Here is a 22700-nt window from a genome sequence, read left to right on the forward strand (position 1 = left end):
CGAGCCATGACGCCCTTACAACTGCTTAGTCGCTACTGGCTTAAACTGATGTTGCCTTGGTTACTCTTGGTACCCTTGCTAAGTCTCGTGCTTTATCAAAAACGCCATGAAGAAGCGATGACGCCTTTAGCGCGACAGGCGGCGATGGTGCTGGCCGATGCCAACCAAACCATAGCCTACTATTTGGGCAGCCTTAAACGGGATGCACTGTTTCTCGCTAAATATCAACTTCTTCTCGATACCGCTTCGGGCAAAAATACCGATCTCAGTACCGTCGAACACTTTTTTAAGGCATTCAGTGAGGCGTCACAGCAATATGACCAAGTGCGCTGGCTCGATAACGACGCCATGGAAAAGGTACGCATTAATCTCATCAACCAAGTCGCCCAAATTGTGCCGCAGACAGAGTTACAATCTAAACAGGGGCGCTACTACATAGCACCGAGTCTGGCGCTTGAGCCCGATACGTTTTACTTCTCCCCCCTAGACTTAAACGTTGAAAACAAAGTCATTGAAACCCCGATTAAACCTATGCTGCGCATCACCACCCCTGTGTTTTTAGCCTCGGGGGAAAGGCAAGGATTTATTGCGCTGAATTTTCTCGCCCAAACCCTGTTAGACGCCATCGCCAGCACAGCTAAAGGCGGAGTCGAACTGTCGATGCTAAACGCCGACGGATACTGGTTATTCGCGCCGCAGCCGCAAATGGCATGGGGATTTATGTATGGTCGAGAAGATTTAAAGTTTGGCAATAACTATCCCGAAGCGTGGCAAGCCATCAGCAAAAATACCGAACTTGCCTTTACCACATCAAATGGATTTTGGGATTATGAAAATGTGCAAAATCTCGGTAATGCGACGCTACCGAATTGGCGCTTGGTTGCTCATATTTCCCCAACAGTGTTAAGCCAAATCACCCTGCAATGCGCTCTGGAGTCTTTAACTATCGGGCTAATGTTGTTGATATTAGGCGGCATAGTCTGTTGGCGCGCGGCTAAATCTATGTATGAACGGGATAAACTCCACGACGACTTAACCGAGCAACAGCGACGACTGGCAAGCAGCAATAAAGCGCTGGCCCAATCCTTACAACACCTGCACGACACCCAGCAGCAATTAATTGAAACCGGCAAACTCTCCTCACTCGGGATGATGGTCGCGGGGGTAGCCCATGAGTTAAATACCCCTGTGGGCGCATCTTTAATGACCCTATCGAGTATGAAGAATGAATGTCTTCGATTACAGTCAGCCTTCGAGACCGGCCTTAAACGTTCCGATGTAGATACGTATTTTGAGCACTTTAATGAAGGCGCAGAGATAGTCAGAACCAACTTGGAGCGCGCCGCCTCGCTAGTCAAAAGCTTTAAACGCTTAGCGGTCGACCGTACCGGTGAAGAACGGCGCGTCTTTAAACTCACAGGCTTAGTTCAAGATATGCTGCACACCTCATGGCTGAGGATGAAGAAACAATCCCATGAATTAAACATCGATATTGCGCCTGAGATTGAATTAAACAGTTACCCTGGCGCCCTTGGCCAAGTGCTCGAAAATCTCGTGTCCAACGCCCTCATCCATGCCTTTGATGATGTCGGTAATGGCCAGATTTACATCACGGCCTACCGTCTTGAAGATGCCTTCATCGCCATAACTGTTAGCGATAATGGCAGCGGAATGGATGATGCGACCTTGAAGCAGATCTTCGATCCCTTCTTTACGACTCGCCGGGGTAAAGGCGGCACAGGCTTAGGATTACACTTGGCGCATCAACTGGTGACGCAGTTACTTGGCGGGTATATCAAGGTGACGAGTGAACAGGGAAAAGGCACTTGTTTTACGCTAACGCTGCCAACAAATGCCCCCGAATCCCATAAAATGACCTTAGGCTAAGGCTTTGACTTTATCTGGATTAATCACTTCAATCGCGGTCAAATAGTCAATCAAGGCGCGTACTTGCGAGGCTAAATCCCCTTTGCTGGTATCAATCGTCAGCTCCGCCGAGAGCGGCGCCTCATAGGGAGATGAAATACCAGTAAAGTTACTGATCTCACCGCGACGAGCCTTAACATACAAGCCCTTAGGATCGCGCTGCTCACATACGCTAAGCGGTGTTGACACATGGATCTCAATAAACTGCCCAGTCGGGAAACGTGCACGTATGCTATCGCGCTCCTCACGGGTCGGCGAAATAAAGGCCGATAACACCACCAAGCCCGCATCCACCATGAGTTTTGCCACTTCGCCGACGCGGCGTAAGTTTTCATCCCTATCGGCAACGCTAAAGCCCAGATCCTTACATAAACCGTGGCGAACATTGTCACCATCGAGCAGATAAGTGTGAAAGCCTGCCTCAAACAGTGCACGCTCAAGCGCCCCAGCCAAAGTCGACTTACCCGCACCAGACAGCCCAGTAAACCAGAGTAATACCGGATTTTGTCCCTTAAGTTTGGCTCTGGCCGCTTGGTCAACGCTATGTTGGTGCCACACAATATTGCTCATAAACACTCCTCAAACCTTAGGTTGAGTAACAACCTAAGATAAAAAAATCATTAAAACGGAAAGATAACTGGCACCATAAAAATCACGATCAGCGAATACAGCAGGGATAAGGGCAGCCCTAAACGCACAAAGTCACTAAAACGATAGTTCCCCGCATTAAACACCATCAAGTTGGTTTGATAACCATAGGGCGAAATAAAGCTGGCACTGGCACCAAACACCACGGCCATGATAAACGGCCGAGGATCGACGCCATAATTCAGCGCTACCGCATAGGCAATAGGAAAGGCTAAGGCCGCTGCGGCATTATTGGTCACGAGTTCTGTCAGCAGCAATGTGACTAAATAAACGCCCACAAAGGCACCAAACACTCCGTAGCCATTGATGGCACCAAGCAGCCCCTGTGCTAAACCATCGGCAAGACCTGTACTCATCATCAGGTTTGCCAGTCCCAAGGCACTGCCTACAATCACGACTAACTCGAGCGGGAAGCGACGCTTAAGTTCAGATAAGGTCACGGCGCCGATGGCAAAATAGCAGAGTAATAACAGCACGAGTCCTTTGGCTAAGGGTAAAATCCCCGCCAGACTCAGGCCAATCGTCAACACAAATCCGGCTAACACGATACGACTACGCTTAGTGTCTAACCGCACATTCAAATCGAGTCCGCTCACCGCCGCAAATTCGGTACCGAGTTTTGGATTAGCACTAAACCCATCCCCCGGCGTCAACAGCAACACATCGCCAGGCTGTAATACGATATCGCCCAAGCCGCCCTTTAGCGGATGGTGGCCACGGCGAATCGCCATCACCGCCGCATCAAACTGCTCGCGAAAGCGGGATTCTTTTAAGGTGCTGCCCACCAGACTCGACGAAGGCGCTAACACGGCTTCGACCAGATTTTGCCCCTTGGCTTGATGTTTTCCAAACCAATCGAGACCATCGAATTGATGTAACAACTCCACCGACTCCACCGCGCCACTGAAACGCAGCACATCGTCCGCCTGTAGCACTAACTGGGGCGGAACCGGACAGATACAAATGCCGCTTCGCTCAAGCTCAACTAAATAGAGTTTTTTCAGGGCTCTTAATTTGTTATCCACCACGCTGCGACCGACTAAAGACGAGCCTTTGGCTACGTGGGCTTCCAACAGATAGGGCAACGCTTCTTCAGTCGATTCATCCCGCCTGTCGGGCAAGGTATTGGCCAGCACTATCAACAGCACTATGCCTAAGAGCACAATCAGCGTAGCCACTGGAGTGAATTCAAAGAATCCCAGCGCTGGCAAGCCAGCGTTTTCGACAAACGAGTTGACGATAAGGTTAGTGGAAGTGCCAATTAAGGTCAGCGTACCGCCCAAAATCGCCGCATAGTTGAGTGGCAGTAACAACTTAGCCGGAGCATGGGCCTGATTACGGCGCACCACTCCAATCAAAGATGCGACGACCGCGGTGTTATTGGTAAAAGAGGACAGCAGCGCCGTTGAAAATCCCAGTTTTGCCATCGTCACCGCAAGCGAGCTGTTACCAATCACTTGACTTAACTTGCCCAGCAGTGAGGTTTTCTCCAGCGCCGTCGCCGCCAGCACCAATAACACCAGAGTGACTAAACCTGTGTTGGTAAAGCTAGTGAGCGCCGTGTCGAGTGATACCATTCCTAGGAGGTAACAGAGTAAAAAAGCAAATAAAAACAACACCGCGGGATTAATGCGGCCGGCGATTAAGCCAGCCACTAATCCAAACAACACAATAGCTAATAGCCACAAGTCACTCACGTATTAGGCTCCAAGCTTTGAAATATCAATCGCTTGCCAATGCGGAAAATGCTTACGCACCAGTGCATTAAACTCGATTTCAAAAGCACTAAATTGTGAAGATACTTGCTTGTTCACATGCTGACCCGACACCACCATCACCGCCGCCACAGTGGCATTGGATAAACGGTCAATCAGGATCATACCGCCAGTATCACGCACCAGAGAATAGGCATCGAAGACGATATCTTCGGTCAGCTCTAAGGTCACCCGGGCGATGGCATTGAGCCCTAAAGTGTCGGCGCTGCTGCGCGCAAGCGTGTTCACATCAACCACATAGTCGATGGCCGTAACAGAGGCTTGGGTCTTCTTACCCGCGACTTTAATGTCGTATAACTGGCCGAGTTGTAATGGCTTTTCATCCATCCACACTAGGTCAGCCACGATTTGGTTGGCAACCTGTGGCGCACTCTCTGGCAGAGCCAGTAAGTCACCACGGGAAATATCGATTTCATCTTCTAAGGTGATAGTCACGGCTTGACCAGCCGTCGCTTCGGCGAGATCGCCATCGAAGGTCACGATACGTTCAACCTTGCTACGCTTACCCGAAGGTAGCGCAACCACCTCGTCCCCCACCTTAATCACGCCAGAGGCTAAAGTACCGGCAAAACCACGAAAATCCAGATTTGGACGCGACACATATTGCACAGGGAAGCGCACGGGTAAGGCACTCAGTTCACGTTGAGTATCAATAGTTTCGAGTAGCTCCAGCAGTGTGCCGCCCTGATACCAAGGCGTATGCAAGCTCGGCTCAACCACGTTATCGCCATTGAGTGCGGATAAGGGCACAAAGTGGATATCTAAGTCGCCAAAGTCTTTCACGAACTCACTGAAATCATTACGGATACGATTGAATACTTGCTCATCGAACCCGAGTAAGTCCATCTTATTGACCGCAACCACAAAGTGGCGAATACCCAGCAAAGAGGCAATAAAGGCATGACGCTTGGTTTGAGTCTGCACGCCGTAACGCGCATCCACTAAGATCACGGCTAAATCACAGGTTGAGGCGCCAGTCGCCATATTGCGGGTATACTGCTCATGGCCTGGGGTGTCGGCGATAATAAACTTACGCTTATCGCTTGAAAAATAACGATAAGCGACATCGATAGTAATGCCCTGCTCGCGCTCGGCTTGCAGACCATCTACCAGCAAAGCCAAGTCGATGGCCTCGCCTGTTGTGCCCATCTTAGCGCTATCATTTTTTAAGCTGGCGAGTTGGTCTTCATAAATCTGCGCGCTGTCATGCAGTAAACGGCCAATCAGGGTGCTCTTGCCATCGTCTACGCTGCCGCAGGTTAAAAAGCGCAACAAACCTTTATGTTGTTGCTGGGCTAGATATTCTTTAACCCCGTGCTGGCTAATTTCTGCCGCCATACGATTGGTTTTATTGACCGCTTTATCCATCTTTATCTCACTCTTATCTTGCTCAACTGTTCGTGAAGTCGCTGGTACTTGATTGCTCTAAAAGCTGTCATCGGGACATTCACGAAATCGGTTTAATTTGTCTCAACCTGCGCTCGAAATGCCTTGGTTTAGAAATAACCTTGGCGCTTCTTCTGCTCCATCGATGCACTCTGATCCGAATCAATTAACCGCCCTTGGCGTTCGCTCGAGCGAGTTAACAGCATTTCTTCGATGATTTTTTCGAGATTATCTGCCTGCGAATACATCGCCGCCGTCAATGGATAGCAACCTAAGGTTCTAAAACGCACCACCTCATACTTGATGGTTTCGCCTTCTTCGAGTTTCATGCGCTCATCGTCGGCCATAATTAACTGACCGCCACGCTCAACCACTGGGCGCTCGGCGGCAAAATACAGTGGTACTAACTCAATGTTTTCTTGGTAGATATATTGCCAAATATCGAGTTCGGTCCAGTTAGATAAAGGGAATACACGAATACTTTCGCCCTTATTCACTGCGCCGTTATAGGTGCGCCACAGCTCGGGGCGTTGATTCTTAGGATCCCATCTGTGGTGACGATCGCGGAACGAATACACCCGCTCCTTCGCGCGAGACTTTTCCTCATCGCGGCGTGCACCACCGAATGCGGCATCGAAACCATATTGGTTTAAGGCCTGTTTTAAGCCTTGGGTTTTCATGATGTCAGTGTGCTTGGCACTGCCATGGTCGAAGGGGTTGATCCCTTGGGCAACGCCTTCAGGATTGGTGTGGGTTAATAATTCAAAGCCAAACTTTTTCGCCTGCGCATCACGAAAGGCGATCATCTCTTTGAATTTCCAGCCCGTATCCACGTGCAACAAGGGGAGTGGGATCTTGCCGGGATAAAAAGCTTTACGCGCAAGGTGTAACATCACCGAAGAATCTTTTCCGATGGAATACAACATTACTGGATTGTCGAATTCGGCAGCGACTTCACGAATGATCTGAATGCTTTCGGCTTCCAGTTGTTGTAAGTGGCTTAATTCACGCCCGGCCATACTCTTCTCCGTTTACCTAAAATGGGCTGCTACAGGCAGCTGGATTTAACTTAACTATTAATGATCTGATTTAACTAAATTTTTGCCACAATCTTGGCGGCATCTGCGGTATCGAGCGCTGACTCGCCTTCACCCTTAGGTTGGAACCAGTTTAAGCTGTCTGCCAGCGCAACCACTTCGCCAATAATCATCAGGGCGGGCATTTGCAATTGTGGCTCGGCTGCAAGCTGTTCGAGTGAATCTAATTGACCAATAAAACGCTGCTGCGACTGAGTGGTCGCCTTAGAGACAATAGCCACTGGGGTTTGTGGGCTACGACCAGCATCGATTAATCCTTGACGAATAATGCCCGCATTTAAAATCCCCATATACACAACTAAGGTATTGTTTGGATTAGCGTAACCCTGCCAGTCCATTGGGCGGCTTTCGAGCTGACAATGGCCAGTGATAAAGGTCACCCCTTGGGCATAATCCCTGTGAGTTAATGGAATGCCCGCATAGGCCGAAGTGCCACTGGCGGCGGTAATGCCAGGAACCACTTCAAATTCGACGCCCGCTTCAACTAAGGTTTGTAACTCTTCACCACCGCGGCCAAAAATAAACGGATCGCCGCCCTTGAGGCGTACCACGTTTTTACGGGTATAGGCTTTCGTCACCAGTAACTGATTAATTTCATCTTGTGCAGCACTGTGCTTACCGGCACGTTTGCCGACGGCAATCTTCTCTGCATCCTTAGGGATTAGATCGAGGATATCTTGGCTGACGAGCGCATCGTATAGCACAGCGTCGGCCGACTTGAGAATGCGCCAGGCTTTGAGCGTTAGGAGTTCAACGTCTCCGGGGCCTGCGCCAACAAGCCAGACTTTGCCCTTCGCCCTTTGGCACGGTAAAGATAAAATTTCCATCACATTCCCCGATATGAGATCAATGTGTAGCAATATAGCCCTAGTTATATTCCTTAATAAATATAAAATCATTAATTGTTATATCAAAAAGAAATAACAAAAGCGCTGCGAATTAAGCCTGTTAACGATAAGTGAGGGTAACCAAAACGCCAATGGCCGAAAAATCGTTTAAGCAAATGAAATAATTAAATAAAACAGGATTTCATGCCGAATATATCGGCAATCAAAACTTGCGTCACCTCACATAACCGCACTATGTTATTGCTAAAAATTCTACTCAAGCGTCTCTTTAGCACATAAAAATAGGCGCAAGCTCGCACCAGTTGCGTAACTCTCTGGCAGGATTTCTCACAATAGATCCACAAACTAATGTTAAGCTGGGCAAACAACGAGAAAGCGTAAGGCAAACAGACACATCAAGGAGGGCCGATGTCCCGATTTAATAAAGGTATCGCATTAATTGGACTGTTAACTTGTACAGGGCTTCAGGCGGAAGAATCCCTTGTTGAAGGGCGCGTGCAGGACGAGCTTGCCACCTCAGAACGTCCCTTCGTGATCACGCCACATAAAGTGAATTACATTTTACCCGCCACCTACAATCCCGATCCCAACATGGCCCCCTTTGCTCAAGATGCGGCGGAGAACAATTACACACTGGACGAGATGGAAGCTAAGTTCCAGATAAGTTTTAAGTTTCCTATTTGGTACAACGTCTTTGGCGACAATGGCCACCTGTTTTTTGCCTACACGAACCAATCCTATTGGCAGCTGTATAACAAAGATATTTCTTCCCCCTTCCGTGAGACTAACCACGAACCCGAAATCTTGATGCTGTTTAACAATGATTGGAAAATCGGCAGCGTGACTAACTCTTTCTGGGGCTTTGGCGCTGTGCATCAATCCAATGGAAAGTCAGGGCTATTATCCCGAAGCTGGAACCGTATCTACGGCACCATGATCTTCGATGCTGGCCCATTGGCCTTCTCAACCAAGGTGTGGTGGCGTATTCCTGAGGATGAAAAAACCGATATCCATCAACCCCGTGGTGACGATAACCCCGATATCGATGAATACATAGGCAAAGCCGAGTTTGTGGGTGTGTATGGGATTGATGATCATAGGTTCACCCTCACCCTAAAAACCAACTTTAAAGATATTGATCGAGGCTCGGCGGAGTTGACTTGGAGCTACCCAATCATCGGCAATTTACGCCTTTATACTCAATACTTTAATGGTTATGGCGAGAGTCTTATTGACTACAATTACCATAACCAACGCATCGGTATCGGCGTATCACTCAACGATATTCTCTAACGATTTAACCGTGACAGAGCACGAAAAATAGCCATAATTCTATGCTGACTTGCCAAAACTGCTGCTAAATTGCTCAAATGGACAGGAGCGAAAGGGACCTAATGATGATTTTTATTGCCAAAATAGGCATTTACATCGATAGTCGCACACCTTTTTAGCGGTAAAAGTAAAGTGGTCATGGAGGAGTATGAATTTTAGCTATCGCACTGTCGTTACTTTACTGAGCGTGATCATTTGCGCGAGCCTCATCAGGCTCGCGTTTTTCGCTATTCCTGAAAAAGCCCAACCCACGCTGACGACCAAAGATATTCGCCAAGATCTCTATATTCTGTTCGATCAAATTGAACAACACTCGGCATTTTACGCACTGGCCCCACAGGCTAATGGGCAGCAACTCAAACGATTAGCTGGATTAATCACAGAACAATATCAAGATGTTATCCCTAAAGAACGCTTTGCCGCCGAGCTCACCAAACTGCTCAATACCTTGAAAGATCCAGGAACACAGGTCGCGAAAGTCGAAAATAGCAGCGGTGAACTGCCCTTAACGCTCAGGCCTGTCAACGAGCAATGGCTCGCCTTGGACAGCAAAAATAACCCCATCAGCGCCGATTTTCCCTTTATTACCCATATTGATGGCATCCCCTTAAGCAAGTGGATTTCGGCCAGCCAAGCCTATTTATCTGAGCCTGCGAAAAACAGCCAAGAGATGCAGCTGATTTGGCTCAAGCGACTCAATTTACTGCGGGAGGACTTAGGCTTAAGCATCAAGCCCCATGTACTTATCAGCTTGATTAATGATGATTTGCAGACCACGCAAGTGACTATCGCCCTGCCGCAACCGTCAAAAACCATAGTCAAACCGATTGAAGATGAGACTGAACTGAGTCTTGAAAGCCTCATCACCCAACTCGATAATTTGGCCCCGACGGCACCAATCAAGCCCGATTATTTACTGGAACAGGTCAATCCAACCACGGCTAAACTCAAGATTGATGATCTCTACGCCTTTGAACTCGATAAAAACCAGCAGGATGCGCTCCGACAGGGAATGCAGCAGCCATTACTGATTGTCGATTTGAGGCAAGCCAAGGGATTTAGCCCTAAGTTATTAACCATGTTGTCGCGTTATCAAGATATGCCGCCCAAAAGCCAGCAATATCATTCGGCGCTAGAACAAATCATGGGCTTTGCCCATTATCGCCGCTCCCCGGAACTTAGGAATGATTATTTAAGGCCCCTCAATTTTAGGCCGCTCGAAGCATTGGAACTCAGTTCGCCACGGCTGAATGTATTAACTCGGCGCTTGCCCAACATAGATGAGAGCCGATTTAGCCCTTGGTTTGTCCGCACTAAACCCGAAGTGCTCGCCGAAGGTAATAATCGCCTTGCGCTACTTGTCAGCCCTTTGTGTAAACAAGAGTGCGAGTGGATAGCCTACCGAACAAAAGCCTGGTCTAGAGTCAATTTGATTGGTGAGAATACCTCGGGGGATTTTGCCAGACAGTATCAACTTACCTTACCTAACAGTGATTTAGATGTTCGTTTTAGTAGCTCACTCACCTATGACGCCGCAGGCGAGCTGCTTTCAGGAAAAGGCACTGAGCCGGATATTTGGCTGCCACAGAACAACGATATTGAATGGCAAGGGCTAGTCAGTTTAGTGCGCTCAGCTAAACCCAAACCCACAGATACGCCCCTTGGTTCTCAACCTAAGTTAGCCCAAGCCAATTAACAAAAAAGCCAGCAATAAGCTGGCTTTTCAATTAATGCACGATTGGCATAAAGCTTACTTCTTCTCGCTCGCCTTTGAGTTCATCACTGAACCAAACACTAAGCCCTGTTTATTCACATCGAAGCTCATTTGGACGCGCATATTGTAATCTTTCAGCGCTTGCAGCTCTTCAGGAATCGGCTCGCCAGTCAGTTCTAATAGGGTTAACACTGGGGTAAACATCTTACCGTAGTCAGCCGACATACTGTAAAGCCCATTGGCCGATGGCTTTTCGCCAGCCAGTTTATTGGCTAACGCTAAGCCTTTATCGCCAGAGTAAACCACTAAGTGTTGTCCCTTAATTGCCAGCATCGGCTTGATGTTCATCTCAGGCGGCAACATTAACAGTGGTGATAAATCGGTAGGCTCGCCATTATCTGCAACTTGCAGTTCAGCCAGCATTGGAGCAAAAGGTTTCACCATGTTGAACAGCATTGATGGGTTATCGGCCGTTAAGCTCACTAAGGCATCTAAGCTTTCAAGCTTAGGCTCTTGGTCTTGAGAGCTCATCTTATAATCGAGCAATGATAGGCTCACACCTTTAACGCCGTTCGCCATGCCAGTAAACATACCCAGCATCGCAGGGCTTTGTTGGCTTAATTCGGCTTGTAACTCGGCAAGCGGCGCACAGGTTAACTGTGGCTTTTGCAGATCGTCCCAAATCGCCGTCAGTGAAGGCGCAACTTCATTAACGTCAATCCCCAGTCCCATCGAGAAGATAGTGCTGTTAATGTCAGCTAAGTGGGTTGGAATGTAGCCGCGCATTTTTTGCAGCGCAGTTAGGATTGCTTGGTTTTTGCTTTCAACCACAAAAGAGGCCGCCATATGGCTTTCTTTTTCGGTTGAGCTAAATGCCGTTAATCCCGCAACCGTACGAGGCCAGTTGGCAGCAATGGCGGTTAGCTCAGTTTTGCACTCAGGAGTACGGATTTCCGCTAACGGATCTTCACCATGGTTTTCTTCAGCCATGAATTGAGTGAGCTGTTTGCCTAGCATATTGCCATCGGGAGACGTAATCGCTTTAACAATCTCAACGTGGTTGATAAAGCTGATGCTATCTTCCATAAAACCATGGGTTTTGATGATGTCTTTCAGCATGCCAGAAGCGGCTAAGGATTGAGTCGGTTTCTTTAATCCAAAGGCCATTTCTAAGATTTCTGGCTCAATCGTTGTGCCAGATAAGGTCACAGTTAAGATGCCATCTTTATGGGCAAATAACAGGTCAACCTTCTCAGTAGAACCCTCTTCGGCCAGTGAATAAGCGCGATAATCAACGCCCGCTAAGGTGCGCTTTTCATGGGTGAAACCGCTGTCTTTCTCGGCTTTATCCAAGACAGCCCAGAATGCATCAATTTGATCCACATTGGTTTTAAGAACAGGGATCACACCCAAGGTATAGAAAAAAGGCTCGACTTCATTTGGCAAACCAAAGGTCTTAAGCAATTGGGTTGGATCTTTCATCCCATCCATATACTGCGTATAGATGCTAACAAAGAACTTGGCCATAGGGCTATCTAATGCACCTAACTCGGCCAACGAATCCGTTGAGAATTGCTGGTAATTGCTAGAAATGGATTGCAGGTAGTTTTTCAGTGGGAAAGGTTTTAATTGACCTGAAAATACTGGGGTGTCGGCAGGGATATAATCAAGCAAAGGATTGGCCGAAGCACTCGAGCTAGTTCCATGCTGAGTGTACCAATAAGCACCTGCGCCCGCTGCAATAATAGCCGCAGCAATAACAATCTTCTTCATCTAAAACTCCATTTAATTACCGTCAAAGTGACAAAAATAATACCGAAAGCACTCGCCTTCGGTATTTAAATACTGACCTGTTGTCATTCCTTTTTACACGCGTCATGGCAAACCAACATCCGACACAAGCTAAGAATTAGCGAGGGGAATAGCCCAAGGACTGAGTGTATTTGAAGGGGAAGTTCGTGCGCTAATTTACCATTAATTAACCTAGGATGCGAATCAAGCTGCTCTATTAAGGCGAATTCGCTTAGCAAACTAAATTAATTTCATATTCAGCGCCTAATTCATATTAATGATAAAGTTCATCGCAGCGATAAAGCGCATGAAATGTTAATAAGACGAAGGTTATCGCCTTATTTACCCATTAATCGGCATTATGAACACGGTTAAGCGTCACTTCCCCTAACTGGCGCATTTGCTTACGGATCCAAGCGGAGCGCTGCTCAACATAAGGTGAAGGCGGTGAGACTTTATATCGCCAAGGATTGGGTAATACCGCCGCTAATAATGACGCCTCATAACGGGTTAATTTGGCGGCACTCTTACCAAAATAATGTTTCGATGCTGCTTCGGCGCCATATATTCCGGGGCCAAATTCGACGATGTTCAGATACACTTCGAGGATCCGCGACTTATCCCAAATCAATTCCATCAACAGGGTAAACCAGGCCTCAATTCCCTTGCGGATAAAACTGCGGCTCGACCACATAAACAAATTTTTCGCCGCTTGCTGACTTAAGGTACTCGCACCGCGAACCTTGTTGCCCTTTTGGTTGTATTCGATGGCCGAACTTATTGCGGCTAAATCAAACCCCGTGTGGTTGGCAAATTTTTGATCCTCTGCGGCAATCACGGCTAATTGTAATTCAGGGGAAATTTGCTCGAGTGAGCGCCATTGATGTCGCACCTCTGTCACTGGTGCAGGCGGGAATAATGCCCGTTCAATCCGCCAAGTCCACATCGGCGGGTCAATAAAACGCAGTAGCACCACGCTTAGAACAGAGGCGAGTAATAAGCCCAAGATGAGTTTAACGAACCAAGCGACTATGCGCTTAAAACCGCGCGCCTTGGGTCTGGGTGCTGGGCGATTGGATTTGTTCCCTTGAGGACGATTGACATGATCGCGCATGGCATACATAGGGGCGGTCATCCAATAATCCTCATCAATAGTTCCACCAAAGGGGCCGTTTGCGGTGGCATTGGCCACACCGCATAAAATAGCACAGTGTAAGTTGATGATAATATTGTCATAAACAGCACCAAAAACCGAGCTGAATTGATGAATTAGCGAAATAAACGATGTTAACTATGTTGGCTCAACCTCGGCAGCTTTGACCACAGCTGACCGAGGTGAAATGGGCAGATTAACGAGGGCTAGCAAGTCAATCAAACTGCTTGATATTCGCGGCGGCGAGCAAGGTCTTTTGGAAGTGCTACTATTTTCCGTCTCGTTATATCGTTACACAGCAAACTAAGCCCATAAATAACGATATTCAACAACTTAACTTGGCAAAATACCGACTAAGGTATATCTGCGCAGTAAACTCCCTCAAAACCATCTACGGGAACTTTGTAATATAGCTCAGAACATTCTAATGTGCATAACCCTGTGAGTAAAAATGTACAAAAATTTTAACTCAGGCAAACGCACCTTAACTAACTCTATGAAAATACAATTTATCTGACTTTGATGACGCCAGAATGACACACAAAATACTTTAACGGCCAAGCCGCTTTAAAATTGAGCAAAATACTGTTTTGGTGGCGTAAAATAAAAAATGCCACAGGGGATACTGTGGCATTTATCTATTAAATCAAATAGATGACTATATTTCGTAATGCAAACCGCATTCGCGTTTTAAGCCATTAAAGCGGGTTTCTTCTTCAGTCATCCCTAATTCTAAGGGTTTACTCGAATGGGTATCCCCAACAGAAACATACCCTTGATCCCATAGCGGATGGTAAGGCAAGTCAAATTGCGTCAGATACAAATGCACATCTTTGTTCGACCACTCGATAATCGGAAGCAGCTTAAAGCGAGTTCCGTGGATAGCCAATATCGGTAACTCTTCGCGAGTGCTCGACTGACTGCGACGAAGTCCCGCAAACCAAGTGCCGACTTCAAGTTCTGCCAAAGCACGTTGCATCGGCTCCACTTTATTCAGTCGATTGTAACGCTCGAGCCCATCTAAGCCCTGCTCCCACAGCTTGCCAAAACGCGCTTCCTGCCATGCCGAGGTCATCGGCGCTTGGTAAACCTTGAGGTTTAAGGATAAGCGCTCGGTAAGCTGGTCAATAAACTGGTATGTCTCAGGAAAGAGATACCCAGTATCCGTTAAGATCACCGGAATATCCGATTGCACCTGACTCACCATATGCAGCATCACCGCCGCCTGGATCCCAAAACTGGATGACAGCGCGTGATTACCCGGCAAATAGGCTAAGCCCCAGAGCACTCGTTCTTGAGCCGTCAATCCGGCCAAGAAGCGATTAATGCGTTCCAGTTCCGCTCGCTGCACATCCTTAGGCGCCGTCAGCAGCGCTTTAAGTTCGCTGTGACTTACCACGCTCTGCAACGCGTTCGGCAAGCCGGAACCCGTCACCCCAGAATCAAGATCAGCCATGGAAATCCTTAGCGGCATCGATAACCGCCTTCACTACGCCCGTGCGGACGGTGAAGTTACCAAAGGTTTCGCCTGCATTACGATCAATCGCGTAGCGGGCAAATAATGCATCCAATTCAGCAAGGATCTCAGCCTCTTGGATATTCTCTCTGTACATCTTATTCAGGCGAGTGCCTTCGAAGTTCGCCCCAAGATACAGGTTGTAGCGACCCGGCGCTTTACCCACTAAGCCGATTTCAGCGGCAAATGGACGTGCGCAACCGTTTGGACAGCCCGTCATACGCACCACAATGGCTTGATCGCTAATACCATTTTTCGCCTGCAGCGCATCGATATGGTCGATAAACTCAGGGAAATAACGCTCAGCTTCCGCCATCGCCAATGGACAGGTTGGCAAGGCCACACAGGCAATCGAATGACCGCGAGTTTGGGTCAACACTTGGCCGAGTAAACCGTGTTTACGGGCAAGGCCTTCAATGGTCGCTTTATCCTCGGGAGCCACACCCGCAATAATCATATTCTGGTTTGAGGTCATGCGGAAATCGCCCTTGTGGATCTTCGCGATTTCACGCATACCGGTTTGCAAACTCTTACCGGGCACGTCTTTAATGCGGCCGCTTTCAATAAACAGGGTTAAATGCCACTTACCATCGACACCTTCGACCCAGCCGTAACGATCGCCGCGATCGCCAATCACCACATCGCGCTTGGGCTCAAACTTGACGCCAGCACGGGCTTCCACTTCGGCCTTAAACTTCTCATAACCATGGTCAACGATAGTGTACTTAAGACGCGAACGCTTACGGTTGGTACGATTACCCCAGTCACGCTGCACTGTCATCACAGCTTCGGCAAACTTCATCACATCTTCAGTTTTGATGAAACCAAAGTCATCGGCCAAGCGCGGGAAGGTTTCCACTTCACCGTGGGTCGAACCCATGCCGCCACCAGCGGTCAGGTTAAAACCGACTAATTCGCCATTTTCAGCCACCGCAATAAAGCCTAAATCGTTGGTGTAGACGTCAACATCGTTATCCGGCGGCACGGCAACGGCCATCTTAAACTTACGTGGCAAGTAGGTTTTGCCGTATACAGGTTCAACGGTTTCGTCTTCTGTGGTCAGTAACTTCTCTTCATCTAACCAAATCTCGGCGTAGGCACGAGTGTGGGGCAGCAGGTGATCAGACAGCTTTTTCGCGACTTCATAGGCCTGCGCATGCAGCTTAGATTCGACCGGATTCGGGTTACACATCACGTTACGGTTAACGTCACCACAGGCGGCGATTGAATCGAGCGCCTCACGGTCCAAGCCTTGAATAATGGTCTTGAGATTACGCTTTGGAATGCCGTGGTATTGGAACGTCTGACGCGTCGTTAAACGAATGCTGTTAGAGCTGGTGAGCGTCGAGGCAATTTCATCCACACCTAACCATTGCTTAGGCGTACACACACCGCCTGGCACGCGGGCACGTAACATAAAGCTATACAAAGGCTCGAGTTTTTGCTCTTTGCGCTCGTTTCGCAAATCACGGTCATCCTGCTGATAGAAGCCGTGGAATTTGATTAATTGCTGATCGCCGTCGCTAAAACTGCCCGTCACCGAGGAATCTAATCCCTCTTTAATAGTGCCACGCAGATAATCACTGTCGGTCTTAAGGTATTCGTTTAATGCTAACTTTTGCTCACTCATGGCAACTGCCTCTTAAAATTCGTTCGGCGGCAGTATCTCCGTGGATACTGCTCTCTATCTTTGGGATCGATTAATTAATACACGTCTTTTTGGTAACGTTTATGACTGCGCAGGGTCTCGAAATATTCTTCCGCCGCCTCGCTCGACAGTCCGCCAAACTCCACCGCAACCGCTAATAAGGCTTGGTGTACGTCTTTAGCCATACGTTCGGCATCACCACAAATATAGAGATGCGCGCCATTTTGCAGCCATTGCCACAGGGTTTGTCCCTGCTCTTTAATGCGGTGCTGCACGTAAATCTTATGGGCCTGATCCCGCGAAAATGCCACATCGATACGGGTTAAATCGCCGTTTTTCAGATACTGTTGCCACTCGGTTTGATACAGGAAGTCCTGCTCAAAGTGAGGATTACCGAAGAATAACCAGCTATCGCCCTCAGCGCCTTGCGCCACGCGCTCCTGCATAAAGGCGCGAAACGGCGCAACCCCTGTGCCAGGACCAATCATGATGACTGGCGTTTGTGGATCTTCAGGTAAACGGAAATGCTTGTTCGGTTCAACATACACTTTTACTTCGGCGCCTTCCTCTGCCGAAGCTAAGAAATGCGATGCGCCACCAAAACGGGCTTGTCCTTGGTGCTCATCTTCCACTAAAGCCACGGTGAGATGCACTTCGGTATCGACTTCACTCTGGCTCGAGGCTATGGAGTAGAGTCTTGGCGTTAATGGGCGTAATAACTCCACTAACTTGTTTGCATCGAGATTAGCATCGGCCTTGAGCTGATAATTCGCCACTAAGTCTGCAAATTGATGGTGTAAGATAAACTGGCGAACCTGTTCTTTATCTCCGCTCAGGGCAAGCAGCTCTGGGCTTGCAGATAACTCGGCCCACGCTTTGACTAAACCAGGATATAACTGTGTCAGCTCTTTCTTCTCGAGCAAGGCTTGTTTGAGACTGATGGACTCATTACCAACAGTCACCTTAGTATCGGCGGCTAACCCTAAGCCCGCTAAAATCTCATCGACCAAAGTTTCATTGTTGCTAAACCACACCCCAAGGGCATCACCGACTTCGTAACGCAGTCCTGACTCGCCTAAATCGATTTCAACGTGGCGCACGTCTCGGTCTGAACCACGTCCGGTGATCTTCTGGCTCACCAACACTTCGGCACTGTAAGGGTTTTGCTTAGTAAATTCGCTCTCGCTGGCAGCGAGTGCCGAGCTGGTATCATTGAGCGCCACCACATTAGCCGTGGTTTGAATCAGTGGCTTCACGGCGGTGAGTACATCGGCGTGCCACTGTCCGGCCGCAGCCTCATAGTCCACATCACACTCAACCAGAGGCAGCAGCGCTTTGGCGCCTAATGCCGAAAGACGGGCATCGAAGTCTTTACCTGTCTGGCAGAAAAACTCATAGCTTGAATCGCCCAGCGCCAACACAGAGTAATGTAAGTTGTTTAATTGAGGGGCGCGTTTCGATGCTAAAAACTTATGTAATTCAATCGCATCATCCGGCGCTTCACCTTCACCATGGGTACTGACCACCAGCAATAACAAGGTTTCTTGCTTGAGCTGGCGCACATTGTATTCCCCCATAGAAGCGAGATTCACGCCATAGCCCTGAGCTTTCGCCTTCTCGGCCAAGGCTTTGGCAATGCCACGGCCATTGCCGGTTTGGCTGCCATAGAGAATGGTCACTGTCTGCGCCGCCTGTGCGTCGGACACGGGCGCGAGCTGGGCCTGATTGCCCGCATTGGCCGTTGCGGCTAAATAACCGCTCACCCAAGCAAGTTGCACCGCGTTTAATTCAGCGGTGAGTTGTTTCAGCTTTTCGACCTGCGGTTGCGACAGGGGTGAAGCCAGTGATGAAAGTTCTTTTAACAACATGAGACGGCCCTATGACAGTGTAATGTCCAGCAGATTAACGTGGTTTTAGAAAAGCAAAAAAGAATAATATTTGATTTTTAATTCCATTTTGGAATATACAAAGCGCAAAATTTAAGCTACAAAAGTGTGCACTGGTTAAAAGTTTTTGATACGACCAGTTCAGAAACGGCCAGCTTGAGCAATATGCGCTTGTGTCAAACCAAAGTATTGCCACAATGGTGACGAGCCTGCTGTACAGTGACCTCTGTTGCTCGCAAAGAAGTTTGTTTTCAAGCACAAATTTCATACCAAGATTGAATGCGCTAACTGTCACAACTGAATAAACGAGTCCATTCTTACCGCGGCCTAGCCCTACCTAGGTTTAGCTCAGGGGAAGCACTCAGGCGGAACGATTATATAAACCACCAGGGAGTAATCATGCAGATTGGAATACCGAGAGAGAGTCTCGCCGGTGAGACTCGGGTCGCCGCGACCCCTGCCACCGTCGAACAACTTAAAAAGCTCGGCTTTGAAGTTGTTGTTGAGGCCAATGCTGGCTTACTGTCTAGCTTTGACGATGCCGCTTTTGAAGCCGCTGGGGCGAAGATCACGGCAGAGGTTTGGCAAGCGGATCTGATTTTTAAAGTCAATGCACCGACCGATGCTGAAATTGCGCAAATTAAAGAAGGCGCGACCTTAATCAGCTTTATCTGGCCCGCTCAAAATCCAGAGTTGGTCGAGAAACTGTCTAAACGCAACATCAATGTGATGGCGATGGACATGGTGCCACGTATTTCCCGTGCCCAATCCCTCGATGCTCTCTCCTCTATGGCCAATATCGGCGGTTATCGCGCCGTTGTTGAAGCCGCGCACCACTTTGGCCGTTTCTTTACCGGACAAATTACCGCCGCGGGTAAGGTTCCGCCAGCCAAAGTGCTGGTGATTGGCGCCGGTGTGGCGGGTCTTGCCGCCATTGGTACCGCAGGTTCGTTAGGGGCTATCGTTCGCGCCTTCGACACGCGCTTAGAAGTGGCCGAACAAATCGAATCCATGGGTGGCCAGTTCCTCAAGCTGGACTTCACCAATGAAGATGGCAGCTCATCGGATGGTTACGCTAAAACCATGTCGGACGAGTTTATTGCCGCCGAAATGGCACTGTTTGCCGAGCAGGCTAAAGAAGTCGATATCATCATTACCACAGCGCTGATCCCAGGTCGCCCTGCACCTAAGCTCATCACCAAGGCGATGGTCGACAGCATGAAGCCCGGCTCTGTGATTGTCGATATGGCCGCGCAAGCGGGCGGTAACTGTGAATACACTCAGCCAAGCGAGCTTTTTGTGACCGAGAATGGCGTTAAAGTCATCGGCTTTACCGATCTTCCCGGCCGCCTGCCCGCGCAGTCTTCACAGCTTTACGGCACTAACTTAGTCAACCTGATGAAGTTAATGTGTAAAGAGAAAAATGGCGTCGCCAGCATCAACTTCGATGATGTGGTGATGCGCAACATGACAGTGGTCAAAGCGGGCGAAGTGACCTTCCCGCCACCGGCGATTTCGGTGTCGGCAGCGCCCGCCAAACCTGCGGCTAAGGTCGAAGCCAAAGCGGCAGAGGCCAAAAAGCCATCCAAACTTAAGTATATTCTCGCCGCCCTTGGGGCTGCGGGTTTTGCCGCGGTTGCCTCGGTTGCTCCGGCCGAGTTCTTATCCCACTTTACGGTTTTTGTCCTGTCCTGCGTGGTGGGCTATTACGTGGTGTGGAACGTATCCCACTCACTACATACGCCTTTAATGTCAGTGACTAACGCGATTTCGGGCATTATCGTGGTCGGCGCCTTGCTGCAAATTGGACAAGGTTCAACCTTGGTCACTGTGCTGGCGTTTATCGCCGTGCTGATCGCCAGTATTAACATCTTCGGCGGTTTCACCGTCACTCAGCGCATGCTGAAGATGTTCCGTAAAGATTAAGGGGGTATAACGTGTCTCAAGGACTGGTAACAGCAGCTTACATTATTGCCGCCGTGCTCTTTATCTTCAGTCTCGCAGGATTGTCGAAGCAAGAAACGGCCAAACACGGCAATTTATTTGGTATCACAGGTATGGCCATCGCCCTACTGGCGACCATTTTTAATCCTGACACCAGCGGTGTCGCTTGGATTATTGTCGCCATGGTGATTGGTGGTGCCATCGGCGTGCGTTTAGCACTTAAAGTCGAAATGACGGAAATGCCCGAACTGGTCGCAGTACTTCACAGCTTTGTGGGTATGGCGGCGGTATTAGTGGGCTTTAACAGTTTTATCGACCTACACCCAGAGCAAGTATCGCAAGTGGTTGTGGCCGTTGGCGGAGATATCAACTCTACCTTAGCCGCAGTGCAGGATGCGCTAAGCGAAGCGGCCAAAGCCGCCGAGAAAGCCCATTTAACTGGCGCTATGCTCAACATTCACTTAGTGGAAGTGTTCCTCGGGATCTTTATCGGTGCGGTGACCTTCACGGGTTCTATCGTAGCCTTCGGTAAGTTACGTGGATTAATTTCCTCAAAACCTTTGATGTTGCCACATCGCCATAAACTGAATCTCGCAGCGGTATTAGTATCATTGGCGCTATTGGTTTATTTCGTACAAACGGGTGGCACTATGCCTGCCCTACTGTTGATGACACTTATCGCCTTCGCTTTTGGCTGGCATTTAGTGGCTTCAATCGGCGGTGCGGATATGCCAGTTGTAGTCTCTATGCTGAACTCCTACTCAGGTTGGGCGGCTGCGGCTGCGGGCTTTATGCTGTCAAACGATCTGCTGATCGTGACAGGTGCGCTCGTGGGCTCATCGGGTGCGATTCTGTCTTACATCATGTGTAAGGCGATGAACCGCTCGTTTATCTCTGTTATCGCAGGTGGATTTGGCACCGATGGTATGACCTCATCTGGCGATGAAGAGATGGGCGAATACCGTGAAACCAACGCCGAAGATGTGGCTGACATGCTGAAAAACGCAACGTCTGTCATTATCACCCCAGGCTATGGTATGGCAGTGGCGCAGGCGCAATATCCTGTGGCTGAAATCACTCAAAAACTGCGTGATCGCGGCGTGAAGGTACGCTTTGGTATTCACCCAGTGGCGGGTCGCTTACCAGGCCATATGAACGTACTCTTGGCTGAAGCCAAAGTGCCCTACGATATCGTGCTCGAAATGGACGAAATCAACGAGGACTTTAGCGATACCGACGTAGTACTCGTCATTGGTGCCAACGATACGGTGAACCCTGCGGCGATGGAAGATCCAGGCAGCCCAATTGCAGGCATGCCAGTGCTCGAAGTGTGGAAAGCGCAAAACGTGATTGGCTTTAAACGCTCAATGAATACAGGTTATGCGGGTGTACAAAACCCACTGTTCTTTAAAGACAATACTCAAATGCTGTTCGGCGATGCTAAGGCCAGCGTTGAGGCGATTTTAAAAGCGCTGTAATGCTTAAGTTTGCGTATTAACCATAAAGGGAGCCACTTTGCTCCCTTTATCTTTTCCCCTGCTTAGGGATGTGTTTTCACACGTTTTTAAGCCTGCTCAGCTAGTCTCTGCGCAACTTGTTTGTAGTCGCCCCATTCATTGAAAGGATAGCTTGATGCTGCTTGGATTATTTATGCTGTCGGCAATTTTGATTAAAACCTCATTGCTGGGGCTCGGCTGGATATCGATTGGCATTGGCACCGGCGGTTATCTGTTTTGCCGCTATTACCGCATCAATCTCGCCGCTCGTTTGGTGAAAAAGTTTAAGCGCCTCTTTATTACAGGAGCGATATTGCACTTACTCTTGTACCTTGGGCTTATCGTTAAACTCTTCCTTATCGATAGTATTGAGGATATTCCAGCCTTCTTTATCAGCCATTTGGTGTTCCATCATGCGCTTTGCGCCCTGATCGCCGCGGCGCTGACCTTTATGGCTGTCGGCGTTTATCTTACCCAACAAAAGTTAAAACAAGCGCAACTGTCTACCCCATTACAGCTTAACTAACTTAACAGCGCGAA

Annotated in this window: 16 protein-coding genes; 6 read left to right on the forward strand and 10 right to left on the reverse strand. The window is 48.7% G+C overall.

Features of this window, described 5'->3' with window-relative positions; all coding sequences use genetic code 11:
• Window positions 1-6: 6 nt before the first annotated feature.
• Window positions 7-1887, forward strand: coding sequence for a sensor histidine kinase (locus CBX96_RS12565; protein WP_258294586.1), 1881 nt, complete (start codon window positions 7-9; stop codon window positions 1885-1887).
• Here the strand turns inward: CBX96_RS12565 and cysC are convergent.
• The 5 genes from cysC to cobA all read right to left on the reverse strand — a co-directional run bounded on the left by cysC (window position 1879) and on the right by cobA (window position 7659).
• Entirely contained in the window at window positions 1879-2496 is a 618-nt protein-coding gene (cysC, locus tag CBX96_RS12570) for an adenylyl-sulfate kinase (RefSeq protein WP_109286939.1), read from the reverse strand. The two genes, CBX96_RS12565 and cysC, sit on opposite strands and share 9 nt — an antisense overlap.
• Before the next feature lie 50 nt (window positions 2497-2546).
• Window positions 2547-4271, reverse strand: coding sequence for an SLC13 family permease (locus CBX96_RS12575; RefSeq protein WP_109286940.1), 1725 nt, complete (start codon window positions 4269-4271; stop codon window positions 2547-2549).
• Between the two features lie 3 nt (window positions 4272-4274).
• Window positions 4275-5717: a sulfate adenylyltransferase subunit CysN gene (cysN, locus tag CBX96_RS12580; RefSeq protein WP_011623815.1), complete on the reverse strand. Its 1443-nt coding sequence runs from the start codon at window positions 5715-5717 to the stop codon at window positions 4275-4277.
• A gap of 128 nt (window positions 5718-5845) precedes the next feature.
• On the reverse strand, window positions 5846-6754 hold the full coding sequence (cysD, locus tag CBX96_RS12585; protein ID WP_109286941.1) for a sulfate adenylyltransferase subunit CysD: 909 nt from the start codon (window positions 6752-6754) through the stop codon (window positions 5846-5848).
• 74 nt (window positions 6755-6828) lie between these two features.
• Window positions 6829-7659, reverse strand: a complete 831-nt coding sequence (cobA, locus tag CBX96_RS12590) for a uroporphyrinogen-III C-methyltransferase (protein ID WP_109286942.1) — start codon at window positions 7657-7659, stop codon at window positions 6829-6831.
• Window positions 7660-8088: 429 nt separating this feature from the next.
• On the opposite strand from cobA, the gene CBX96_RS12595 reads away from it, so the two are divergent.
• The gene (locus CBX96_RS12595; protein WP_109286943.1) at window positions 8089-8973 is read left to right on the forward strand and encodes a phospholipase A; all 885 of its coding nucleotides are present in this window, start codon (window positions 8089-8091) and stop codon (window positions 8971-8973) included.
• A gap of 187 nt (window positions 8974-9160) precedes the next feature.
• Window positions 9161-10708, forward strand: coding sequence for a S41 family peptidase (locus CBX96_RS12600; RefSeq protein WP_109286944.1), 1548 nt, complete (start codon window positions 9161-9163; stop codon window positions 10706-10708).
• Window positions 10709-10762: 54 nt separating this feature from the next.
• On the opposite strand, the gene CBX96_RS12605 is transcribed toward CBX96_RS12600, so the two are convergent.
• From CBX96_RS12605 to CBX96_RS12630, 5 genes are all read right to left on the reverse strand, one after another.
• Window positions 10763-12499, reverse strand: coding sequence for a hypothetical protein (locus tag CBX96_RS12605; protein WP_089068379.1), 1737 nt, complete (start codon window positions 12497-12499; stop codon window positions 10763-10765).
• A gap of 367 nt (window positions 12500-12866) precedes the next feature.
• A complete protein-coding gene (gene mtgA, locus CBX96_RS12610) occupies window positions 12867-13652 on the reverse strand; it encodes a monofunctional biosynthetic peptidoglycan transglycosylase (protein ID WP_109286998.1) in 786 nt (261 codons plus the stop codon).
• Window positions 13653-14328: 676 nt separating this feature from the next.
• A complete protein-coding gene (locus tag CBX96_RS12620; protein ID WP_011623822.1) occupies window positions 14329-15126 on the reverse strand; it encodes a phosphoadenylyl-sulfate reductase in 798 nt (265 codons plus the stop codon).
• On the reverse strand, window positions 15119-16816 hold the full coding sequence (gene cysI / locus CBX96_RS12625; protein ID WP_109286945.1) for an assimilatory sulfite reductase (NADPH) hemoprotein subunit: 1698 nt from the start codon (window positions 16814-16816) through the stop codon (window positions 15119-15121). The genes CBX96_RS12620 and cysI overlap by 8 nt, the downstream gene beginning before the upstream one ends.
• A 74-nt stretch (window positions 16817-16890) precedes the next feature.
• Complete coding sequence (locus CBX96_RS12630; protein WP_109286946.1) at window positions 16891-18702, reverse strand: assimilatory sulfite reductase (NADPH) flavoprotein subunit; 1812 nt, start codon at window positions 18700-18702, stop codon at window positions 16891-16893.
• Between the two features lie 417 nt (window positions 18703-19119).
• Between CBX96_RS12630 and CBX96_RS12635 the strand changes: the two genes are divergently transcribed.
• The 3 genes from CBX96_RS12635 to CBX96_RS12645 all read left to right on the forward strand — a co-directional run bounded on the left by CBX96_RS12635 (window position 19120) and on the right by CBX96_RS12645 (window position 22686).
• The gene (locus CBX96_RS12635; protein WP_109286947.1) at window positions 19120-20646 is read left to right on the forward strand and encodes a Re/Si-specific NAD(P)(+) transhydrogenase subunit alpha; all 1527 of its coding nucleotides are present in this window, start codon (window positions 19120-19122) and stop codon (window positions 20644-20646) included.
• An 11-nt stretch (window positions 20647-20657) separates the two neighbouring features.
• Window positions 20658-22142: a Re/Si-specific NAD(P)(+) transhydrogenase subunit beta gene (gene pntB / locus CBX96_RS12640; protein WP_109286948.1), complete on the forward strand. Its 1485-nt coding sequence runs from the start codon at window positions 20658-20660 to the stop codon at window positions 22140-22142.
• 154 nt (window positions 22143-22296) lie between these two features.
• Complete coding sequence (locus tag CBX96_RS12645; protein ID WP_109286949.1) at window positions 22297-22686, forward strand: hypothetical protein; 390 nt, start codon at window positions 22297-22299, stop codon at window positions 22684-22686.
• Window positions 22687-22700: the final 14 nt, after the last annotated feature.

It is taken from the genome of Shewanella sp. BC20 (genome assembly GCF_003129585.1).
Classification (GTDB): Bacteria; Pseudomonadota; Gammaproteobacteria; order Enterobacterales; family Shewanellaceae; genus Shewanella; species Shewanella seohaensis.